Source organism: Dactylosporangium aurantiacum (genome assembly GCF_000716715.1).
In the GTDB taxonomy this organism is placed as follows: Bacteria; Actinomycetota; Actinomycetes; order Mycobacteriales; family Micromonosporaceae; genus Dactylosporangium; species Dactylosporangium aurantiacum.
Window position 1 is genome coordinate 1 of sequence record NZ_JNYJ01000031.1, and the last position, 20,743, is coordinate 20,743.

Consider the following 20,743-nt stretch of genomic DNA (forward strand, 5'->3'; position numbering starts at 1 on the left):
CCACACCGCTACCAGCAGCGAAGCCGGGAACCCGAAACCCAGAAAGAAGAAATCGACCAACCCCCGGCCCCGCCGCACAGGTTAAAAACCAAGTTAGGTGGTGGCCCAGGTTCCTGGCAACGACTCGCCACGCCACCCGGGTCCGACGAAGCCCCGATGCACTTCGATGCCTTTGACGGTCGTTATTGAGGAACGGACCACCTTCAGTACAGGGTCGGGTCGCCGAGCGCGCCCCTAGTTGAGCCCAGTGGCCCGATAAAGGAGATTTTCAAGCGCAGGATTCCGGTAACATTGATGTTTTTCTTTCCTCCACTGCCAATGGTGAACTGCTGCTTGAAGATAATCTTGGTTTGATTGTCATCCAGCGCGGCGACCTGGATCGTGAGCGGCCCCTTTCCGCTACTGCGGTCGGAGATGCCGAAGGTCGCCTCCAGCTTCGTGTATGAGCGGCCCAGGTTGAGTTCGACGTATGACTCCTCGGTCGATCCACACCCGAGTTTGCAGCTGGCCAGCCAACCGTAGGTCACCGGCACTGCGTTGATTGAGAAGTTCTGCGCATCGATGCTCATGCCGTGGACGGCGTTCTCGCTGCGGGCGACGATGACACCCGAGTCGTTGGCCTGCGGGCCGGCGATGAGGAGCCCGGCAACCTCGCCACTGGGCGTCGGGCCGGGGGTCGCGGTGCCGGTCGGAGTAGGCTCGGCCGAGCCCGACGGCTCGGCACCGGGTGTCGGGCTCGACGTCTCAGCCGGTGGGGTCGACGTCAGCGTGCTCGCCGACGAGACACCCGGCCCGCCCGACGGCGGCCCTGCCCCGGTGCCGTTCGCTTGACCGCTGAACGGGTTGAAGACGAACAGCGCGGCGACGACGGCGACCACGGCCGCGATCGCAACCACGGCCGCGACCTGCCGCGATCGGTTTCGCGGCCGCGGCACCGGCGGCCCGGCCGGCAGCGTGGTGGTCGCACCACCAGACGCAGCCCCCAGCCCTTCGGAAGACGTCGTTGACGAGAGCGACTCGGTCAGCGTGCTCAGCCACTGCGACAGCAACCGGGGGCGCTGCTCGGGCTGGCACTGCAGCGCCGTCATGAGGGCACGGACGAGCTGCGGCCGGCCGGCGGTGGTCGATGCGCGGTTGAGCAGCGCTTCTATCGCCGGCAGGTCGGGACCGAAGGGATCAGCGGTCGGCGGGGTCTGGCCCAACAGGGCGTGCACCACGGTCGCAACGAAGGCGAACCGGTCGGATTCGGGGGTCGCCAGCGCGCCCCTCGCGAATAATTCGGGAGCAGCGTACGCCCGCGTTCGTCCCGCCTTCCCGCCATCGTCTGTGAGGCGTACCAGGCCGAGGTCGACCAGCACGGTGGAACCGTCGGCGCGGCGGATGATGTTCTCGGGTTTCACATCGCCGTGCGCCACCGGAACGTTCGTGCTTTCGCCGGAGTGCATGTAGTCGAGAGCCGCGGCAATCGTGCGCAGCGCCCTGATCCGTTGCGAAGCGCTGGCAGCCGGCTGCTCAGCGAGCCAGTCACCCAGGGTCTCGCCCTCGATGAGGCTCATAACCACGTACCGGAACGCGGCGCCGGGCGCGACGCCCGCGGGCAACGCCTCCGGCCGTCCCGGACGATCCGGCGCCGTCTCGTCGATTCGGGTGGTCCGATGCTGTCCGGGGCGGTGCGGCCCGGGCCCGACGAATACCCGTATCACCCTCACGATGCCTGGATGGTCCAGCGCTGGCAGCAGATGGCTATGCCGCATCCATCGTGCCGGGTCATCGCTCGGAGTCGGACGAAGAATCTTGATGGCGACCCAAGAAACCCCCTCGCCGGAGAGCGGGACGGATGCCTTCCAGACCGATCCCTCACCACCCTGACCGAGGACGCTGATCAGCTGATACATGTCCGGCTGTTCGGCCGGACCTACCCAATGATGATCGTCGTTCACGAATCTCCTTTACTGCACGGTCGCCGTTTCCGCGCCGCCCACAATATGCTTCGGCTCGGGGCCGGACATCGTACGAGTGGGCCGGATCGCCCGTCCCATCGATCGCCCCATTCCGTCCGCCGATCCACTCGGAGAGACCATGCCGTACCACGTTCAGACGCTCGAGTCGATCAAAGGCAACTGGCGGGCGGGAATGCGCCGGCCACTTCTGGCCGGACAGGAACTCCATATCGGACGCAGCTGCGAGGTCACGATCGCCAATGACCCGATCGACGACAAGGTCTCGCGGACCGCGGCGATCGTCGTCCCGAACCCCGAGGGCTGGCGCATCGAGCCGCGCAACCGCAACGGCGTAGTACTGCACCAATGGGCGCAACCACCGCGGCCGATCACTCGCACCGAGACCGTGCTGTGGCCCCGGGTAGGCCTGTTTGTGAAGGGCGCGGCCGAGTACGAACACTGGATCCTGCTGGACGACACCGAGGCCTACACCGCGCTCGGCCCCCATACGACGGGTGTGACCGCAACGACGGAATTGCCCGAGCCGCTGACGCCGGAGCAGCTAGAGGCCGTTTACGCGGTGTTTCACGAAATCCTCGCCTGGCCGCCGGTGCGCGACGCCCGGCCGGACACCGTGGATACGGCGGCCCGTCGAATCGGACGGTCACGCACCGCCCTCAACCAGCGGCTGGACCAGGCCCGCCGGCGAGCCACCGGTCTAGGCCTGCGCCGGGAGCCGGCCCGGACTGATCCGGAGTACGTCTACGTACTGGCCAGGGCGGGTTTTATCCGCCTCGACGCCGCCGACCAGCACGGCAACCGATCCGGGGCCGGCCGCGCAACCTGACATTTGTCATCTCGAACGACCCGCCAAGGCCTGCTGTGCTGTGCCCATGACGGTGACCCAGCGCCCACAGCATCCCGAGCAGACTCCGACCATCCTGCGGCTCGTCCACAGGACAGCCGGACAGAGCGTGTATGCCATTGCGGCGATGACAGCCCTCGGCGCCGTGCCGGAACTCCGCGGCATCGTCGCACTGGCCATCGGCACCGTCGGCACTATTACCACCGCGGCGATCGGCGTGGCTCTGGCATCGGTGCAGCGCCGCCACACCCTGCGCCGCGAGCCACGCACCCCGCCGGGGTGAATGTCCGCGGCTGGTGGTCATCATGGGAATGACCTCGGGTTACGTGCGTCGACCTTCCACGGCTTTCGGGTGCCCCCCGTCCGCATTCGGCGGTAGCGGCCCACGTTGGTCGCTACCGCGCATGTGAAGGTCGGCGCCGAACGGCCCGGACCCTGCAATTTTCACGGTTGCTGACGCCCTTAAGCGGCATATATCGGACACCGTCTTGTTCTGGTACCGGAGCGTCTCTAGGTTTCCAGGAAAGCGCTTTCCCGCTCGGCGGGGGCGACCCTCTCCCGGAAGGTGAGACACGGATGAGACGACCAGTCGCCGTACGGTGGCTAGCTGCGGGAGCCGCCGCGGTCGCAGCCGCCGCCGTCACGCTGACGCTGCAGATGCCCCAGGCCGCGGCAGCCGACAACCTGAGCCTCGGAGCCGGCGCCGACGGCTCCAGCAAGGCCGACGGCACCAGTTACGGCAACGTCAAGGACGGCAACACCAGCACCTACTGGTCACCGAACGGGTCGACCGGGTACGTCTCGATCAAGTGGGGCAGCGCGACGACGGTGTCCTCGGCCGTCATCCGGCAGGCCTCGGGCGGCGGCTCCATCGGCGCCTGGCGGCTCCTCAACTACGACACCAGCGCCGTCCTGGCCAGCGGCAGCGGCAGCCCGAGCACCATCAACTTCTCGGCGGTCTCGCTGAAGAAGATCACCTTCGAGATCACCAGCGCGTCCGGCACGCCGCGCATCGCGGAGTTCGAGACGTACGCCGGCGGCGGCTCGAACCCGACGCCGACCTCGACCGGCGGCGGCACCCCGACGCCGACCCCGACCTCGACCGGGGGCGGCGGCAACCCGACCACGTCGTGGCCCACGTCGCAGGGCAGCGTGAAGATCTCCGCCACGGTCAACGTGTCCGGCACGTTCGACGGCGGGATGAAGACGTACTGCTGCATCGGTGACGGCGGCCAGTCGGAGAGCCAGGACCCGATGTTCAAGATCGCCAACGGTGGCACCCTGCAGAACGTGATCCTCGGGTCGCCCGCCGGTGACGGCGTGCACTGCGAGGGCACCTGCACGCTCAGGAACGTGTGGTGGAACGACATCGGCGAGGACGCGGCGACGTTCAAGGGCACCAGCGGCGGCACCTCGTACGTGATCGGCGGCGGCGCCCGGTCGGGCTCGGACAAGACCTTCCAGCACAACGGCAACGGCACCGTCAGCATCAGCGGCTTCTACCTCAAGGGCACCGGCAAGCTGTACCGGGCGTGCGGGAACTGCTCCAGCTCGTACCAGCGGCACGTGCGGATCGACAACGTGATCGTCGACGACGTCGACATGGTCGCCGGCATCAACTCCAACTGGGGCGACACCGCGACGATCACCCGGGTCACGGTCTACAACGGCTCCAGCACCGTGATCTGCGGCAAGTACAAGGGCGTCAGCAAGGGCTCCGAGCCGACCTACCTCGGCGAGGGCTGGAACGACGCCAACTGCAAGGTGAACAAGAGCGACATCACCTACCGATGACCTGAACGGCGAAGGGGCGTCCACCGGATCCGGTGGGCGCCCCTTCGCCGCGGGCGGGCCGCTTGCGCCGGCGGGGTAGCTTGGCGGGTCGCCGACCGACGGCGTGTCGAACCAGGAGCCGCCATGACCGACCGCACCGAAGCGACCGAACGGCTGCTGCGACGGCTGCGTTCCGGGGCCGGGGTGCCGCCGGCGGCGCGCGATCCGGAGCCGGCCGAGCTGGCCGTGTGGCGGCGGATGCGCGACGACCCGTTCCTCGCCGAGTGCTTCACCGTCACCGACGACCCGCCCACCGTCCGCGAGTACCTGGCCGACGGCCACCCGGGCGTCGCCAGGTTCCTCGCCGACGTGCTCTGGCTGGGCGAGACCGTCGCCGGCCTGCCGATCGGCTACTGGAGCGCCGGGGCGCAGACGTTCGCCGGCGCGCCGGTCATCTTCGTCGACGACGAGGCGACCGTCGAGCTGGTCGGCACGAGCCTGGTCGACTTCCTCGGGCGGTGGGTCGGCGAGCTCGGCGCGGCGGAGCTGCTCGACTTCTGCGACCGGGCCGGGCTGCGGCCGCCGCTGCCGGAGGCCGGACGCGAGGCGGCCCTCGAACACTTCCCGGACCCGCAGCAGGTGTTCTACTTCCTCGTCGACGGAAGCTGACCGGCCCGCACCGCGTCCGCGGTGCGGGTCAGCCGGCGAGGTGGCCCCAGCGGTCCTCCAGCTCGCGCCAGGTGCCCTGCGCCGCGGCGGTGCCGTCGAGCAGGACCACGACGCGGTCGGCCTGGGTGAGGGCGGCGCGCTTCGAGGTGGAGCCGATGACGGTGACACCGTGGTCGCGCAGGGCGCGCCACAGGGCCAGCTCGGTGGTGACGTCCAGCGCCGAGGACACGTCGTCGGCGATGAGCAGCTCCGTACGCGGGGCGAGGGCGCGGGCCAGGGCCAGGCGCTGCAGCTGGCCGCCGGACAGGCGGGTGCCCTTGTGCCCGATGAGCAGGCCCAGGCCGGCACCGGCGGCGGCGAGGTCATGGGTGAGCTGGGCGGTGGAGACGGCGTCGGCGGCGTCGACCTCGTGGCCGAGGCGGATGTTGTCCGCGACCGTGCCGGACAGCACCCGGGGCAGCTGGGCGACGTAGCCGATCTGGTTGGGGCGCAGGAACATCTCGGGCTCGGTGACGGGTTCACCGTTCCAGCGCAGGGCACCGGTGTGGTGCACGATGCCGGCCAGGGCGCGCAGCAGCGAGGACTTGCCGGAGCCGACCGGCCCGACGACCAGGACCAGCTCGCCGCGGGAGACGGTGAGGTCGAGGTCGCGCACGGCGACGGTGCCGTCCTCGTGCACGGCGGTGAAGCCGTCCAGGTCGAGGCGGCGCAGCGGGCGGCGGGGCGGGGTCACCGGGGCCGGTGCCACGCCCTCGGACAGGTCGACGCCGGGGACGGCGGCGGCGTACTCGGCCTCTCCGGTCATCGCCACGGTGCGGCGGGTCCACACGCGGGCGGACGGCAGCTGCGAGACCAGCGACGCGGTCGTCCACGCGAACCAGCGGGCCGAGCCGAGGGTCGACACGGCGACGAGGGTCGCGCCGGCGGACAGGTTGCCGGTGAGCAGCAGCGCCCACGCGCCGATCGGCAGCAGGCCGCTGGCGATGGCGGGGGTCGAGCGGGCCCACACCTGCATGGAGATCTCCCAGCGCTGCCGGGCGCTGCGGGTGGCGTCGAGGTGCGCGAGGTGGTCCAGCACCGGGCGGGTGGCGCCGGCGAGCTTGACCGTGCGGGCCGCGGACAGCGACGAGACCAGCGCGGTGGCGAACGCGGCCCGGGCGGCCACGGTCTTCGTCGCGGAGCGTTTCAGCACCGGGCCGAACAGCGACGCGGCGAGGCCGGACAGCACGATGGTGGCGGCCATGAACGCGGCCGGGACGAGCGAGCCCGACACGAGGGTCATGGAGACCAGGACGAACGCGCAGATCCACTGGTCGATGAGGTTGTCGGCGAGCACGACGACGCGCTCGGTGTCGCCGCCCTGGGCGACGACCTCGGCGGGGGTGTGCGTGCTGACCCGGCGCGGGCCGGTCTGGCCGTGCACCAGGCGCAGGCTGATGCGCAGCAGCTGCCGCACCCACCACTCGGGGAACCACTTGCCGGTGTAGTACGGCAGCGGCAACGGCAGTAGCAGGCCGGCAACGATGCCGACGGCGGGCCACAGGGTGCCGCCGACGCCGTCGACGAGGTCGGCCCACAGCCACGGCAGCACTGAGCCGTCGAGACCGAGGAACACCATGGTGGCGAACATGGCCACCGACACCAGACCGAAGCGGGCGTCGTTGGTGGCGAGCTTCCAGATGTTCCACAGGGTGCGGGCCCTGGGCAGCTTCGGCAGCGGCGGCGGGTCCGTCTTGTCCGCCAGCGCGGAGACGAGCGACCCCTCCAGCGGGGCCGGCTCCAGCACGGCGACGGAGGAGCCGGAGGGCGCGACGGGTACCCGTACCGACGACGCGGCCAGCAGCTCCGCGAACCTGGTGGAGGACGACAGCGGACCGGCCTCGACCACGGCGCCGTCGGCGAGGACGACGACCTCGTCGCAGCGGCGCACGGAGGACAGCCGGTGCGCGACGATGATGCCGATGCGCCCGACCAGCAGCCGGTCCGTGGCCCGCTGCACCTGGGTCTCGGTGACCGGGTCGAGCCGCGCGGTGGCCTCGTCGAGGATGACGACCTGCGGGTCGCGCACCACGATGCGGGCGAACGCGACCAGCTGCTCCTGCCCGGCGGACAGCACGTGGCCGCCCTCGCCGAGCCTCGTCCGCATGCCGTCGGGCAGCTCGGCGACCCACGAGGTGAGGCCGAGCTCCTCCATGGCCTGGCCGGCGCGCTCGATCAGCGCGGGGTCGAACAGGGCGATGTTCTCCGCGAGGGTGCCGGCGAGGATCTCGGTGCGCTGCGGCACGACGGCGATCCACCGGCGCAGCGCCTCCACGTCCAGGTCGAGCAGGTCGACGCCGCCGAGGAAGACGGTGCCGCGGGGCAGGTCGACGGCGCGGGTGAGGACCTTGGCGAGGGTCGACTTGCCGGAGCCGGTCCGGCCGACGAGCGCGTAGGAGCGGCCGCGGGCGAAGGTCAGGTTGACGTCGCGCAGCGCGGGCCGCCGGGCGGTGTCCTGGTCGCCCTTGGCGTAACGGAACGTGAGGTCCCGCACGACGAGGTCGCCCTCGGCCGGCTCGAGGCCGCCGGCGGGCTCCTGCGGCGAGTCGCGCAGCAGCTGGACGCGGCCCCAGGCGCCGAGCGCGTACTGCAGCTCCGGCACCATCCGGCTGGTGTGCTCGACGGTGGCGCCGAAGCCGAGCGCGAGCAGCCACACCGCGGTGAGCCGGGCGCCGTCGATGCGACCGTCGGCCATGGCCCACAGGCCGGCCAGGACGATGACGGCGATGCCGGCGCGCACGGTGCCGGCGGCGACCGCGGTGACCGCGCCGGAGCGGGTCCACACCTGCCGGCCGCGGGCGAGCACGACGCTGGCGCGGTTGGCGAACAGGCGCAGCACGTAGGGCCGGGCGAGGCTGGTGCGCACGTCGTCCTGCCCGTGGATGGACTCCTCCATCACCGCCGCCAGGTCGGACCAGGCCTCCTCCTCGCCCATGCGGGCGGTGCCGATCTTCGCGGTCGGCTTGCGCAGCACGGCGGTGAGGCCGGCGACCAGCACGATCATGGCGATGCCGGCGGGCCACCAGACGTACATGGTGGTGCCGATCGACAGCACGCCGAACGCGATCGACTGGGCGATCCGCACGCCGCTGCCGCGCACCTCGGAGGCGACCTGGTAGACGTCGCCGTCGATGCGGTCGAGCAGCTCGCCGACGGGTGTGGTCTCCAGCGTCGGCAGGTCCTGGCCGAACGCGACCCGGCACAGCCGGCGGCGCACGTCGGCGGACCAGTCGGCGGTCAGCCCGGCCATGATGAGCCCGACGGCGAGGTCGGTGAGCACGGCGGCGACGAGGGCCACGGCGAGCACCGTGAACATCGTCCATGATCGATGTATCAGGACCGATCCGGCCACGCCGGCCGCGGCGGCCTGACCGGCGGCGCCGAGGATGACCAGGAACACCACCAGCCCGGTGCGGCGCGGCGACGTGGCCCAGAGGTCACGGAGCAGGCGCATGGTGGATCCCCCCGGATCGTCGTGGCGGCTCCTCAGACTGCGCCGCGACCCGGGGCATTTTCAAACCATTTACAGGAGATCGGCGGCCGTCTCGATCGTCGTCGCTCGACCCCGCGCGACCGCGGCGGCACGCTGCGCATCCGTCAGGGCGGCCCGCGCGGCGTCCGCGAGCGTGACCAGGTGCGGGCGGGTGCGGTCCGGGCCACCGCGGACCCGCTCGGCGGCCGTGAGCAGCGTCACGGCGGTCGCGGCGTCGCCGTGCAGCAGCACGACCTCCGCCGCGTCCTCGAGCACCGCGCCGGCGACAGGCCCGTCGAGCGCGTCGCGGGCATGCTCGAGGGCGACGGCCGCCATGGCCCGGGCCTCGGCCGGCGCCCCCTCGCGGGCACGCACCACCGCCAGTCCACCGTGGACGGCGGCGAGCAGCTGCGGCGAGGCCCGCCCCCCGGCCAGGACGCGGGCCGCCTCGTCGAAGCGGCGGCGGGCCTCGGCGAGCCGGCCGGCCCGCAGCGCCCGGTCGGCGTAGACGTACTCGACGAGCGCGATCCCATCGGGCAACCCCACCTGCAGCGCGGTGCGCCGTGCCTGGTCCAGCACCAGCTCCGCCTGCTCGGGGCGGCCGAGCAGCTCGTGCAGCTGGGCCAGGCGCACCTCGGCGGCGGAGCGGTCCTCGGTCGTGCCCAGCTCGGCGAAGAGCCGCAGCCCCTCCTCCAGGTGCTCGACGGCCTCGGCGTAGTCGCCGCGGCGGGCGAGGATCTCGGCGAAGGACTGCAGCGCCGCCGCCAGCCCCCACCGCTCGCCGATCTCCCGGAACCCGGCGAGGGCCTTCTCGAAGCGGGCGGCCGCGACGTCGTACGGGAGGCCGATGTTCATCTCGGCATGGCACAGCAGCAGCTCGCCGAGGCTCGCCAGCCACGGGTCGGGGTCGCTGGTGAGCGCCTCGATGTGGTCGAGGGTGGCCCGGGTCGACCCCTCGCGGAACAGCATCGAGACCGCCTGGAACAGCCGGAACATGGGGTGGCCGCCCTGGTACGTGAACGACTCGGTGAACCAGGCGTCCAGCTGGGCGTTGTCGCCGATGCCGTCGAAGCCGTTGACCGCGGCGACCCCGCACGCCATCGCGCGGGCGTCGGGGTCGACCGGGCCGTCCAGCGCGAGCGCGGCGACGGCCAGCCCGGCGCCCTCGACCCGGTGTCCGCGCATCCACCAGTACCAGCCGAGGACCAGCACGAACCGCACCGCCAGGTCGGCGTCGCCGTCGGCCACGGCCCGGCGCAGCGCCCCGTGCAGGTTCTCGTGCTCGGCCGACAGCAGCGCGAGGGACGTGAGCTGCTCCGCGGTGCGCAGGCTCGGCTCGAGGCGCTCGGCGAGGGCCAGGAACCAGGTCGCGTGGCGGTGCCGCAGCCGCGCGGTCTCGCCCTGCTCGTCGAGCCGCTCCAGGCCGTAGGCGCGGATGGTCTCCAGCATCCGGTACCGGCCGTCGACCTCGACCAGCAGCGACTTGTCCACCAGCGCGGCGACCAGCTCGACGGGGTCGCCGAGCGTGCCGTCGGGGTCGCAGACGGCCGCCGCGGCCTCCAGCGTCGCCCCGCCGGGGAAGACCGCGAGCCGGCGCAGCATCACCTGCTCGGCGCCGGTGAGCAGGTCCCAGCTCCAGTCCACGACCGCCCGCAGCGTCTGGTGCCGCGGCAGCGCCGTGCGGCTGCCCCGGGTCAGCAGCCGGAACCTGTCGTCGAGCCGGTCGGCGACCTGCGCGGCCGTCATCGACCGGCACCGCGCGGCGGCCAGCTCGATCGCCAGCGGCATGCCGTCCAGGGCGCGGCAGATCCGCAGGGCGGAGCCGTCCAGCCGGAAGCCCGGACGCACCGCGGCCGCCCGGTCCGACAGCAGCCGCGCCGCCGGCGAGTCCAGCGCGTCGCCGGGCAGCGGCCCGACGGGCACCAGCACCTCCCCGGTGATGCCGAGCGGCTCCCGGCTGGTGGCGAGCACGCGCAGGTGCGGGCAGTCGCCGAGCAGCCGGTCCACGAGCACGGCGGCGGCGCCGACGACGTGCTCGCAGTTGTCGACGATGAGCAGGATCCGCCGGTACGCCAGCGCGTCGGCCAACCGGTCCAGCCCGACCGAGCCGTCGGCGGCGGACACCCGGCGGCCCGGGCCGGTGGTGCCGGCCGGGTCGCGCATGCCGAGTGCCGTCCAGACCGCCTGCACGATGTCGCTCGGGTCGGCCGGGCCGCTCGCCGGGCCGCTCGCCGGGCCACCGGTGACGCTGGCCAGCTCGACCAGCCACACCCCGCCGTCAGGGGCGTCCGGCAGCCCGCGGCCGACCTCGGTGGCGAGCCGGGTCTTGCCGGCGCCACCCGGGCCGACGAGGGTCACCAGCCGGGCCTGGCCGACCAGGCCGCGGACCGCCCGCACCTCGTCGTCGCGGCCGACGAAGCTGGTCAGCGGCGCCCGCAGGTTCCCCCGGCGCGGCGGTCCCGGCAGGCCGGCGGGCGTGGATGGCCCGGGAGTGGGCGCGGGCGCCTCTCCGGCGAGCGCGGGCGCCTTGGGAGTGGGCACGGGCGCCTCAGCCTCGGGGGGCGGCTCCGGGATGGGGAACGGCGGCGGCGTGGCGTGTGCCGTCGGCCTGACGGAGGTGGGTCGCGCGGCGGACGGTGGCGGCCCGGCGGGCGGTGGCGGCCCGGCGGACAGTGGCCGCGCGGCGGAGGGTGACGGCGCGGCTGACGGTGGCCGCGCCGCGGAGCGTGGGAGCGCGGCGGACAGTGGCGGCGCGGGCGGGGTGTTGCGCAGGATCGCCAGGTGGGTCGCGGTGAGCACGGCCGACGGATCGGCGCCGAGCTCGTCGGCGAGCAGCTGCCGGCAGCGGTCGAACGCGCGCAGCGCGTCGGCGGTGCGGCCCTCGGCGTGCAGGGCCCGCATGAGCAGCCCGACGAGGCGCTCCCGCAGCGGGTGCGCGGCGACCATGGCCTCCAGCTCCGCCACGGCCCGCACCCCGAGGCCGAGCTCCGCGTCGATGCGGTCCTCGGCGGCGGCCAGCCGCAGCTCGTCGAGCCGGGCCCGCCACCCCCGCGCGAACGGCGCGTCGCCGGCGTCGGCCAGGGCCGGGCCGCGCCACAGCGCCTCGGCCTCGCGCAGCAGCCCGGCGCCGGCGGCCGGGTCGTGCGGCAGGAGCGCGCGGCCCCGCTCGACGAGGTCGGTGAAGCGCAGGTGGTCGACGTCACCGGCGGCGACGTCGAGCAGGTACCCACCGGGGCGGGCGGCCAGCATCCCGTCCGGCAGGACCCGCCGCAGCCGCGACACGAGCGACTGCAGCGCGTTGCCGGCGTCGCCGGGTGGCGTGTCGCCCCAGATGCCGTCGGCGAGCCGGCCGGGGGTGACGGTGCGCCCGGCCTCCAGCGCGAGGAGCGTGACCAGCAGCCGCAGGCGCGCGCCACCGACCTCGACGGGCGCGCCGGACGCGGCCCGCACCTCGAGCGGCCCAAGCACCCCGATCCGCACCCGACCGATTGTGCCCTCACCGCCACGGTCCGCGCCGCACGGCCCGCGGCGTCGGGCGGACCGCCAGGTGCTTCCGGCCGTCCGGACGACGCGGGACGCGCGGTATCACGGGACGTGCCGGTCCGGTGACACGGCAACCGCACGGCACCCGTCGCGGACCGGGGCCGCCCCCGTCCGCCCAGCACGCTTGCCGCACTACGGTGACGGGCACGGAGGTACGGCATGGCACGCAGGGTGTGGGCGCTGGTCGCGGCGGCGGTGCTCGGCGCGGCCCTGACCCCGGCGCCGGCCGCCGCGGCGAGGCAGCCGGCCCCCGGCCGGCCCACCGCCGCCGAACCGGTCAGGCAGCCGGCCCCCGGCCGGCCCACCGCAGCCGAGCCGGCCACCAGACCGGTCGCCAGGCCGGTCACCGTGAAGACCGCGGTCAAGGGCCGGGCGATGTGGCTGTGGTCGCCCGCCGACCCCGCCGCCGTGGTGCCGTGGGCCACCGCCCAGGGCGTCACGGAGATCTTCGTGGCCGTGCCGTGGCAGCCGACGGCGGCGCAGCTCACCCGGCTCAGGGACCTGCGGACCCGCACCCGCGCCGCCGGCGTCCGGCTCTCCGCCCTCGGCGGCGACCCTTCCTGGGCCCTGGACGCCGCGTCCGCCGTCGCCTGGCGGAAGCGGGCCACCGCCACCGGCCTCTTCGACGGCATCCACCTCGACGTCGAGCCGTACCTGCTGCCGGGCTGGACCACCGACCGGCGCCGGATCGTCGAGGGCTACCTGGCGACGCTCGACGCCGTGCGCGCCGCCGGGCCGGAGCCGCTCGAGGCGGACGTGCCGTTCTGGCTGGCCACGGTGCCCGCCGGCGCCGGCAACCTGGCCGACGCCGTCATCGCCAGGGTGCACGCGATCACGGTCATGTCGTACCGGGACAGCGCCACCGGCGTCCTCGACGTCGGCGCGGACCTGCTCGCCCGCGGGCAGCGCGCCAGCCGCCCGGTCCGCCTCGCCGCGGAGACCCAGCCGCTCGCGGACTGCGGGTACTGCACGTTCGCCGGGCAGCCTCGGACCGTCCTGGCCTCGCAGCTGTCCACCGTGGACGCGGCGGCGGCGCGGTACACCTCCTTCAACGGCGTCGCCGTGCACGACTACGACAGCTGGACCCGCCTGCCCGCCTGACGCGCCCGGCCGGCCGGCCCGCTCACCGGCGCACCCGGTAGCGCAGGTGCAGCACCCGGTCGCCCTGGATCACCGCGTCGGGATCCTCCAGCAGGTGCTGCGCGTCGACCGACCCGAAGTAGCGCTTGCCGGACCCGAGCACCACGGGCACGACGTCCATGCGCACCTCGTCGACCAGCCCCGCGGCGAGCACCTGGCCGCCGACGTCGCCGGCGGCGACCTCGACGACGCGGTCGCCGGCGAGCTCCTGCGCCCTGGCGACGGCCGCCTCGACGCCGTCGACGAAGTGGAACGGCGCCCCGGGGTCCCAGCCCTCGGGCGCCGGCCGGTGCGTCACGACGACCACGTGGTCGACCCCGCCCGGAGGCGTGCCGTCCCAGCCGTCCGTCATGTCGAACACGTGGCGGCCGACGACGGTCACCCCGATCTGGTCCCAGTACGGCCGGGTGTAGTCGTAGGAGGTCTGCGACACCTTCAGCGCGCCGCTGTCGTCCAGCGGGACGTCACCGCTGGTCAGCCAGTCGAACAGCGGTCCGGGCTGGTCGTTGTCGTCGGCGACGAAGCCGTCCACCGACACCGAGCTGTACATGACCACCTTGCCCACGGGGCTCTCCTCTGCGTCGGGATGCCCTCAAACTAACGCGTCGTGAGCTGCGGCTCTTGGAGAAAATCAATCGGCCGGCAGCGGCCAGCCGTCCAGCGCGTGGCCGGGATGCTCGCGCAGGAACCGCCGCCGGACCTCGAGGTACCGGGTCGGCGTGAGCCCGGTGAACGCCCGGAACTCGTGGCAGAAGTGGGCCTGGTCGAAGTAGCCGGCGCCGCCGGCGAGAGCGCCCCAGTCGATCGGTCCGGCGGGGTCGATCGACAGCACGGTGGCGGCGAAGCGGTACGTGCGGGCCAGCCGCTTCGGCGTGACGCCGACGAGCTCCTTGAACCGCTGCGCCAGATGGGTGCCGCTGACCCCGGCCGCCGCGCTCAGCCCGCCGATCGCCGCCGACCCGCCGGTCGCCGCGATGACGCCGCTCGTGTGGCGGACCAGCCCCAGGCCGGCGGTCCCGCCCAGCCGCCGCATCAGCTCCTGCTCGAGCAGCGTCAGCATCGCGTGCGGCCCGTCCGCGGTGGCCAGCCGGTCGCGCAGCTCGGCGACCGCGGGCCGGCCCCACACCTGCTCCAGCGTCACCGGCCGGTCGCACAGCTCGGCCGCCGGCACCGGCAGGAACGGCGCCAGCCCCCACGGCTTGCAGTGCACGCCGACGGACCGGGTCCGCAGGGGGTAGCCGAACTCGAACGCGCGGGTGGGCGTGGTGACCACGCAGCCGTCGGCGTACTCGGCCGTCTCGGCGTCGGTGCCGGCGCGGACGCGGAACGGCGCGCCGAGGTTGACGATGAGCAACGCCCCCGGCATCGGCGGCAGCGTCAGCCGGGCGTACGGCGACGCACCGCCCAGGTAGTACAGGTCGTCGATCAGCCCGTCCAGCGGCGGTCGCGGCACTCTGGACACGTACTGCACGCCGACAGCATCGCAGACGCCGTCAGCGTCGGGCGGCCGCCGCCTGGGCGGTCAGCCCCGCGACGGCCAGCAGCACCAGCGTCCCGGCGACCGTCACCGCCGGCACCCCCAGCGGCGGCACCCCGGTGCCGGCCAGCCCGGGCAGCGTCCCGCCGACCGCGAGCCACGCCACCGCGGCGGCCACCACCCCGGCCAGCCCGGCGGCGGTCACGAGCGCCGCCACGACCAGCGGCTCGACCAGGGTCCCGGTGGCGCGGCGCAGTCCCTGCACCCGCAGGGCGCGCAGGTCGGCGGTGGTGGTGCCGATGGCGGCGACGGCCAGCCCGGCGGCGCCGAGGGTCGCCGACAGCACGCCGGCGAAGAGGTAGAAGCGCAGGCCGAGCGCGGTGCCACCGGCGGCGATCGCGGCGCGGGCGTCGGCGACGGTGCGGCGGCCGGTGACCGTGAGGCCCTGGGCGCGCAGCGCGTCGACGACGGTGGGTGGCGCGGTCGCCGACAGCCACACCTCGGCGCCGTCGGCGCGGCCGTCGTCGGCGGCGAGGAGGTCGGCGTACTCGAGGTCGACGAGCGCGCCGCCGGTGCCGACCCGGGGCAGGCGGGCCGCCGCGGACGGTGCCGCGGGCACGGGCCGGCTGCCGAACGTCTTGAACGTGGCGTCCGGCAACGGCACCGCGGTCACGACCGGGAGCTGGTCGAGGCTCCCCGCGGGGCGCAGGACGCCGGCGTCCGGCTGCGTCGTCGCCGGCAGGGTGAACGTGATCCCGCCGGCGCCGGGGGCCGCGCTCGCGCCGGAGGCGACCCGCCAGTCGGTCGTCGGCGGCGCGTGCAGGGTGACCACGACGGTCGGTCCGACGAACGACGGCAACCGCACGGCGATCTCGACCAGCCGGCAGCCGGCCGTGCAGATCGGGGTCGGCGCGGTGTACGACTGCCGCCCCGGCACCAGCCGGCCCAGCTCGACGGTGGAGGTCGGCCGGCCGTCCAGCGGGGCAAGGGTGGCGGCCAGCACGACGTCGGGCCGGTCGAGCGTGCTGGCGGTGACGTCGAGGGTCAGCGTGGCGCCGGTGAGGATGACCGGGGTCCCGGGCGACGGCGGGTGCAGGCGCGCGGCCACGTCGGCGGCGGAGCCGGCGCCGCCGGGCCACAGCGCGACGGCGGCGAGGCGGGGCGCGTCGACGGCGACGGCCGCGGCGGCGCCGTCCTCGCCGAGGCGGATCGGCACGACGGCCATCGCCGAGCGGCCGTCGGGGTCGGCGGCGCGCACGGCCCGCAGCAGCTGGACGCGGCTGGTCGCGTCGACGGTGAGCACGACCGGCGCGCCGGTGTCGAGGTCGGCCTGTTGCCGCTGCCGCTCGTCGACGGCGGCGGTGGCCGCGGCGGCGAACGCCAGGGATCCCACGGCGAGGGTCAGCAGCACCAGCAGCCGCGCGCCGACCGGCCGGCGGGCCAGCCGGAGCCCGGCGAGGACCCCGGCGAGCCGGACCCGGCCGAGCGCGCGGCGGCGCAGCGCCCGGCCGGCCGCCAGGCCGCTGAGGACCGGCACGACCCGGCCCGCGACGACGGCCACGGCGAGCATGACCAGGGCCGGGGCGAGCAGCGCGACGCCGCCGGGACGGCCGCGGACCTGGCCGACGGCGACGACCGCGGCCACCACGAGCAGGCCCTCCAGGGCGAAGCCGCGCCAGCGGGCGGTGCGCCGGTCGACCTGGCGCAGCAGCGCCGACACCGGCGCGGAGACGGTGCGCAGCGCGACGGTGACCGCGACGGCGAGGGCGCCGAGCACCGCGACCGTCGCGTACGGCCACGCGTCGCGGGTCTGCCAGCCGCCGGCGGCGGTGAACCCGAGCAGCGCGCCGACGAGCACGGACAGCAGCGTCTCCCCCGTGGCCAGCCACCACCGGCCGGGCCGGGCGACGCCGCGCAGCGCGATGACGCCGTGCTCGAAGCGGCGGGCCCGGATGACGGTGGACACGGCGAGGGTGATGACGGCCCAGGCGAGCAGCAGCACCGGCGCGACCGCGAACGGCACGGTGTCGCGCAGCTCCGCGCGGCGTTCGGCGATGCGGTCGAGCAGGACGTCGAGGTCGGTGTTGAGCCGCGCGTCGTCGGTGCTGCGCCGCTGCGCCCCCTGGACCCACTCCCGCAGCGCCGGGAGGGTCTCGACGGTGATGGCGCCGGGCAGCGGGTACGCGTCGAAGGACTGCAGCTCGCTCGGCCGGGCGAACGTGTCCAGGGTGCGCCGGTCGACCTGGAACGCGTCGCGCGAGCCGCCGGCGCGGCCCCAGTAGGGTTCGGCGCCGTCGCGGGCCACCACGACGCCGACGACGGTGAGCGAGGTCGGTGCGCCGGCGGGGGTGTACCGGCCGCTGACGGAGTCGTACCGGGACCCGGCGAGGGACACCGTGTCGCCGGGGCGCAGGCCGAGGCGCCCGGCGGTGCGTTCGGTCAGGACGGTGTCGCCGGTGCCCATCAGGCAGCGGCCGGCGACGACCCGGACGTGCTCGCAGATGCCCTCGCGGAACATGACGGTGCTGAGCTGGGCGGCGGTCGCCTGCTCCAGCTCGCCGGGCTGGGCGGTGAACTGGGCGGAGAAGACGGTGGCGTACCCGGGGGTGTCGAGCCAGCCGCCGGCGAGGCTCTCGAACGTCTTGGCCATGCTCCCGCCGCCGGTGGACTGGACCTCGCCGGTGATGAGCACGGTGCGTTCGGACGCCGCGGCGCCGGCGACCTCGGTGCGCACGATCCGGTCGTCGGCCCGGGCGAGGTAGACGGGGGCGGCGAGGGCGCCGGCGGTGGCCAGGGCGGTGAGCAGCATGACGGTGGCGGCGCGGCCGCGCCGCGACCACAGCATCGCCAGGACGAGCCCGATCACCGCGACCTCCCCGCGTCGGATGCCGCATCCGGGTCGCCGGCGCCGACGGCGGTGTCGGCGGCCGGCCGGGACGCGGCCCGGGCGGTCTTGCCGTTGCCGGTGGTGCGGGAAGGACCGCCGGCGGCGGGGCCGCGCGACCAGAGGGCCGGCGGCAGCAGCACGGCGAGGACCACGACGGCGGTGGCGAGGACGGCGAGCCACTGCACCGGCGGGACCGGCACGGGCCAGCGGTCGGCGAACGGGCGCACCGGCGCCGGGGCCAGCAGCCGCAGCAGCACCGCCGCGGCGAGCCCGACCGGCACGGCGACCAGCACAGGCGCCGCCGAGGTCCACCGGCCCACGGTGCGGGCGGTCGCCGCGGGCAGCCCCTGGCGGCGCAGCGCGGCGAGCTCGGCGCCGCGCTGGCGGCGGTCGACGGCGGCGACGACCGCTGCGGTGACCACGGCCAGCAGCAGCGCGACGGCCCCGCCGGCGAGCCCGGCCAGCAGGGTCACCGCCGGTGCGAGGCGCCCGGCGCGGGTGGCCGCGGCGGCGGCGCTGTCACCGCCGACGACGGTGAGCCCGGCGGCCCGCAGCCGGTCGGGCAGGTCGGCGGGGGCGGACGGGCTCAGCCACACCTCGAGGCGTTCGGTGGCGCCGGCGGCCGGCCCGCCGGAGGGACCGGCGATGTGGGCGGCGTACTCGAGGTCGACGAGGACGCCGGTGGCGCCGCCGCGGGGCACGGACGCGACGGCGTGCGGGGTCACCGGCAGGTCGGCGCCGAAGAGCCGCACCCTGGGCACGTCGTTGTCCTCGGTGAGCGCGGGGCCGCCGGCGACGGCGGCGGGCAGCGGCACGGGGGTGTCCACGACGTAGAGGCGGTTGTCGCGGGGCCGTTCGCTGGGTGGGTCGGCGTCCTGCAGGCGCAGGCGGCCGTCGCGGTGGCCGGCCAGGACGGTGCTGACCGCCCGGCCGAGCGTGGTGCGCCAGCGGGCCGGGTCGCCGAACGCGGCGCCGTCGACCGCGACCTTGCCGTCGGCGCGCAGCTCGAGCAGGTCGACGGGGCCGCGGTTCACCTCGACCGCGACGAGCCGGCAGCCGCCGGCGCACTGCGGCACCGCGACCTCCACCGTGGACTCCGTGGGCTGCCCGGCGGTGCCGGGCTCGGGGCCGGCGGGCGGGGCGCCCGGGGGCCGGAAGACGGCGGTGACCCGCTCGGCGTCGCCGGCCAGCAGCAGCGTCACCGTGGCGCCGGCCGAGACCGTCCGCAGGCGCAGCGTGCTGCCGGTGACGGTCAGCGGCGCGGGCGCGTCGGCGCGCAGCGACGGCAGGTCGGTGCCGGTGACCGCGCGCAGCCGGGTGCCGTCCACGGCGATGACGGGCACGCCGGTCCCGCCGCCGACGGCGACGGCCATCGCGTCGTGGCCACCCGGGTCGGCGGCGCGGACCGCGGTGAGGAGCCGCTCGCGGTCCGTCGGCGCGATCCGCAGGACCCGGTCGGCGCCCACCTCGACGGCGGCGCGCTGGGTGCGGGCGCCCGCGGCACCGGCCCAGTCCTGCGCGGCGACGGCGAGCACGCAGGTGGCGGCGGCCAGCACGGGCACGATCCGGTACGCGGTGCGCCGCCGGCCCAGGGTCAGCCCCGCGAGGGCACCGCCGACCCGGCCGCCGGCGAGCGCGGTCCGGCCGGCGAGCCCGGCGGCGGACAGCAGCGCGCGGGTGGCCAGTACACCTGCCGCCAATGCGATCAGCAGCGGCGCCGCCTGCCCGAGGCCGAGCCCGGTGTCCCGGCGCACGTTGGCGGCCGGCTCCGCGGCCAGCTGGAACACGGCCGCGGCGCCGAGGGCGAGCACGCACACCTCGAGGGTCGCGGCGACCAGCGGCCGGCGGGGCTGCACGACCCGCAGCAGTGCCGGCACGCTCGCCCGGGTCGCCGGCCACTCGGCGGCGGCGACGAGCAGCACCCCGGCGGCGAGGGCCGGCCACAGCGCGGGGCGCACCGCGACGGCCCAGGCCGCGCCGGCCAGCAGCGGCAGCAGGCTCTGCCCGGCGGTGCCGGTGAGGATCCGCCACGGCGGCAGCCCCCGGATCGCCATGCGGGCGGCGTCGGCCCGGCGCTCCTGCGCGGCGTAGGCGGCCGCGACGGCGACGGCGAGGCCGCCGCACAGCAGCACCTGCAGCTCGACGAGGAGCAGGCCGCGGCGCACCCCGTGGCGGTCGGCGGCGACGGTGGCGGCCAGGGCCGGGGCGCCGGAGACGACCTCGAGGGAGCCGGCGCGCAGCCGGGCGATCGTCGCGTCGAGCGCCGCCGGGTCGTCGAACGCCTCCTCGGGCAGCAGCGCGTCGTAGGTGGCCACGGCCGTGCCGCCGGGTTTGGCGACGGTGCCGCGGGTGGTGTAGGCGGCGACGCCGTCGAGCCCGGACCAGAACCAGCCGAGCGGGTCGGCCGGCGTGAACAGCCCGACCAGCGTGAGCGGCACCTGGGTGGTGCCGGATCCGCCGTCCTGCAGCAGCTCGTCTCCGACGGCGAGGCCGAGCTGGCGGGCGACGTCGGGGGCGAGCACGATCTCGCCGTCGTCCTCGGGGCAGTGCCCCTGCAGCATGGTGGCGTTGCCGCAGAAGCCGTCGACGGCGCGCAGGTCGACCGGCAGGCGCAGCGACCCGGCGCGCAGCACCCCGGAGTAGCGGACCCCGAGCACCGTGCGGTCCGCCACCACGCCGGTGATCATCGAGCGGAACCTGCCGACGATGTCGTCGGGGCGGGTGCCGAGGGCGACCGCGCCGCGGACGCTCAGGGTGCGCTCGGCCGGGGTGGCCGCGGCGACCCTGGCGGCGACGGCGGTCCGCTCGGCGCGTCCGGCGACGGTGCCGGCGGCGACGGCCGCGCCCATGGTGACCGCGGCGAGGACGAGCATGACGACGGCGGCGGCACGCCGGGCCCGCAGCGCGGCGACGATCAGGCCCAACACGTGAAGGACCT

13 protein-coding genes and 1 pseudogene are annotated in these 20,743 nt (G+C 75.2%); 7 read left to right on the forward strand and 7 right to left on the reverse strand.

Annotated elements, in window-relative coordinates; all coding sequences use genetic code 11:
- Positions 1-189, forward strand: a 189-nt coding sequence (locus OP18_RS59885; protein WP_211273726.1) for a hypothetical protein, incomplete at its 5' end; no start/stop codon positions are given.
- A 14-nt stretch (positions 190-203) separates the two neighbouring features.
- Here the strand turns inward: OP18_RS59885 and OP18_RS30870 are convergent.
- Positions 204-1,940, reverse strand: coding sequence for a serine/threonine protein kinase (locus OP18_RS30870; protein ID WP_156089913.1), 1,737 nt, complete (start codon positions 1,938-1,940; stop codon positions 204-206).
- Positions 1,941-2,079: 139 nt separating this feature from the next.
- Between OP18_RS30870 and OP18_RS30875 the strand changes: the two genes are divergently transcribed.
- The 5 genes and pseudogenes from OP18_RS30875 (at position 2,080) to OP18_RS30890 (ending at position 5,247) form a co-directional block, all read left to right on the forward strand.
- Complete coding sequence (locus tag OP18_RS30875) at positions 2,080-2,787, forward strand: FHA domain-containing protein (protein WP_033362635.1); 708 nt, start codon at positions 2,080-2,082, stop codon at positions 2,785-2,787.
- A 46-nt stretch (positions 2,788-2,833) separates the two neighbouring features.
- Complete coding sequence (locus OP18_RS30880; protein ID WP_033362636.1) at positions 2,834-3,088, forward strand: hypothetical protein; 255 nt, start codon at positions 2,834-2,836, stop codon at positions 3,086-3,088.
- A gap of 395 nt (positions 3,089-3,483) precedes the next feature.
- Positions 3,484-3,843, forward strand: a pseudogene (locus OP18_RS62650) (pectate lyase); the annotation flags it as partial.
- The gene (locus OP18_RS62655) at positions 3,817-4,599 is read left to right on the forward strand and encodes a pectate lyase (protein WP_425388667.1); all 783 of its coding nucleotides are present in this window, start codon (positions 3,817-3,819) and stop codon (positions 4,597-4,599) included. The pseudogene OP18_RS62650 and the gene OP18_RS62655, both read left to right, overlap by 27 nt.
- A gap of 123 nt (positions 4,600-4,722) precedes the next feature.
- Positions 4,723-5,247: a hypothetical protein gene (locus OP18_RS30890; RefSeq protein WP_033362638.1), complete on the forward strand. Its 525-nt coding sequence runs from the start codon at positions 4,723-4,725 to the stop codon at positions 5,245-5,247.
- Between the two features lie 28 nt (positions 5,248-5,275).
- Here the strand turns inward: OP18_RS30890 and OP18_RS30895 are convergent, their stop codons facing one another.
- Entirely contained in the window at positions 5,276-8,740 is a 3,465-nt protein-coding gene (locus OP18_RS30895) for an ABC transporter ATP-binding protein (RefSeq protein WP_033362639.1), read from the reverse strand.
- Between the two features lie 69 nt (positions 8,741-8,809).
- Entirely contained in the window at positions 8,810-12,238 is a 3,429-nt protein-coding gene (locus OP18_RS30900; protein ID WP_043788041.1) for an AfsR/SARP family transcriptional regulator, read from the reverse strand.
- 222 nt (positions 12,239-12,460) lie between these two features.
- On the opposite strand from OP18_RS30900, the gene OP18_RS30905 reads away from it, so the two are divergent.
- Entirely contained in the window at positions 12,461-13,402 is a 942-nt protein-coding gene (locus tag OP18_RS30905; RefSeq protein ID WP_033362640.1) for a hypothetical protein, read from the forward strand.
- Between the two features lie 22 nt (positions 13,403-13,424).
- Here the strand turns inward: OP18_RS30905 and OP18_RS30910 are convergent, their stop codons facing one another.
- The 4 genes from OP18_RS30910 to OP18_RS30925 form a co-directional block, all read right to left on the reverse strand.
- Complete coding sequence (locus tag OP18_RS30910) at positions 13,425-14,006, reverse strand: dihydrofolate reductase family protein (protein ID WP_033362641.1); 582 nt, start codon at positions 14,004-14,006, stop codon at positions 13,425-13,427.
- A gap of 66 nt (positions 14,007-14,072) precedes the next feature.
- Positions 14,073-14,912, reverse strand: a complete 840-nt coding sequence (locus OP18_RS30915; protein ID WP_245635586.1) for an AraC family transcriptional regulator — start codon at positions 14,910-14,912, stop codon at positions 14,073-14,075.
- 22 nt (positions 14,913-14,934) lie between these two features.
- On the reverse strand, positions 14,935-17,784 hold the full coding sequence (locus OP18_RS30920) for a hypothetical protein (RefSeq protein ID WP_033362643.1): 2,850 nt from the start codon (positions 17,782-17,784) through the stop codon (positions 14,935-14,937).
- Positions 17,781-20,732 carry a hypothetical protein gene (locus OP18_RS30925; RefSeq protein WP_156089914.1) on the reverse strand — a complete coding sequence of 984 codons (2,952 nt, stop codon included), beginning with the start codon at positions 20,730-20,732 and terminating at the stop codon, positions 17,781-17,783. Before OP18_RS30925 ends, OP18_RS30920 begins: the two co-directional genes overlap by 4 nt.
- Between the last annotated feature and the right edge of the window lie 11 nt (positions 20,733-20,743).

Excerpts from the sequence above, each read along its gene's own strand:
- OP18_RS30875 (WP_033362635.1), top strand. The coding sequence starts at position 2,080 with ATGCCGTACCACGTTCAGACGCTCGAGTCGATCAAAGGCAACTGGCGG.
- OP18_RS30880 (WP_033362636.1), top strand. The coding sequence starts at position 2,834 with ATGACGGTGACCCAGCGCCCACAGCATCCCGAGCAGACTCCGACCATC.
- OP18_RS30890 (WP_033362638.1), top strand. The coding sequence starts at position 4,723 with ATGACCGACCGCACCGAAGCGACCGAACGGCTGCTGCGACGGCTGCGT.
- OP18_RS30895 (WP_033362639.1), bottom strand. The coding sequence starts at position 8,740 with ATGCGCCTGCTCCGTGACCTCTGGGCCACGTCGCCGCGCCGCACCGGG.
- OP18_RS30905 (WP_033362640.1), top strand. The coding sequence starts at position 12,461 with ATGGCACGCAGGGTGTGGGCGCTGGTCGCGGCGGCGGTGCTCGGCGCG.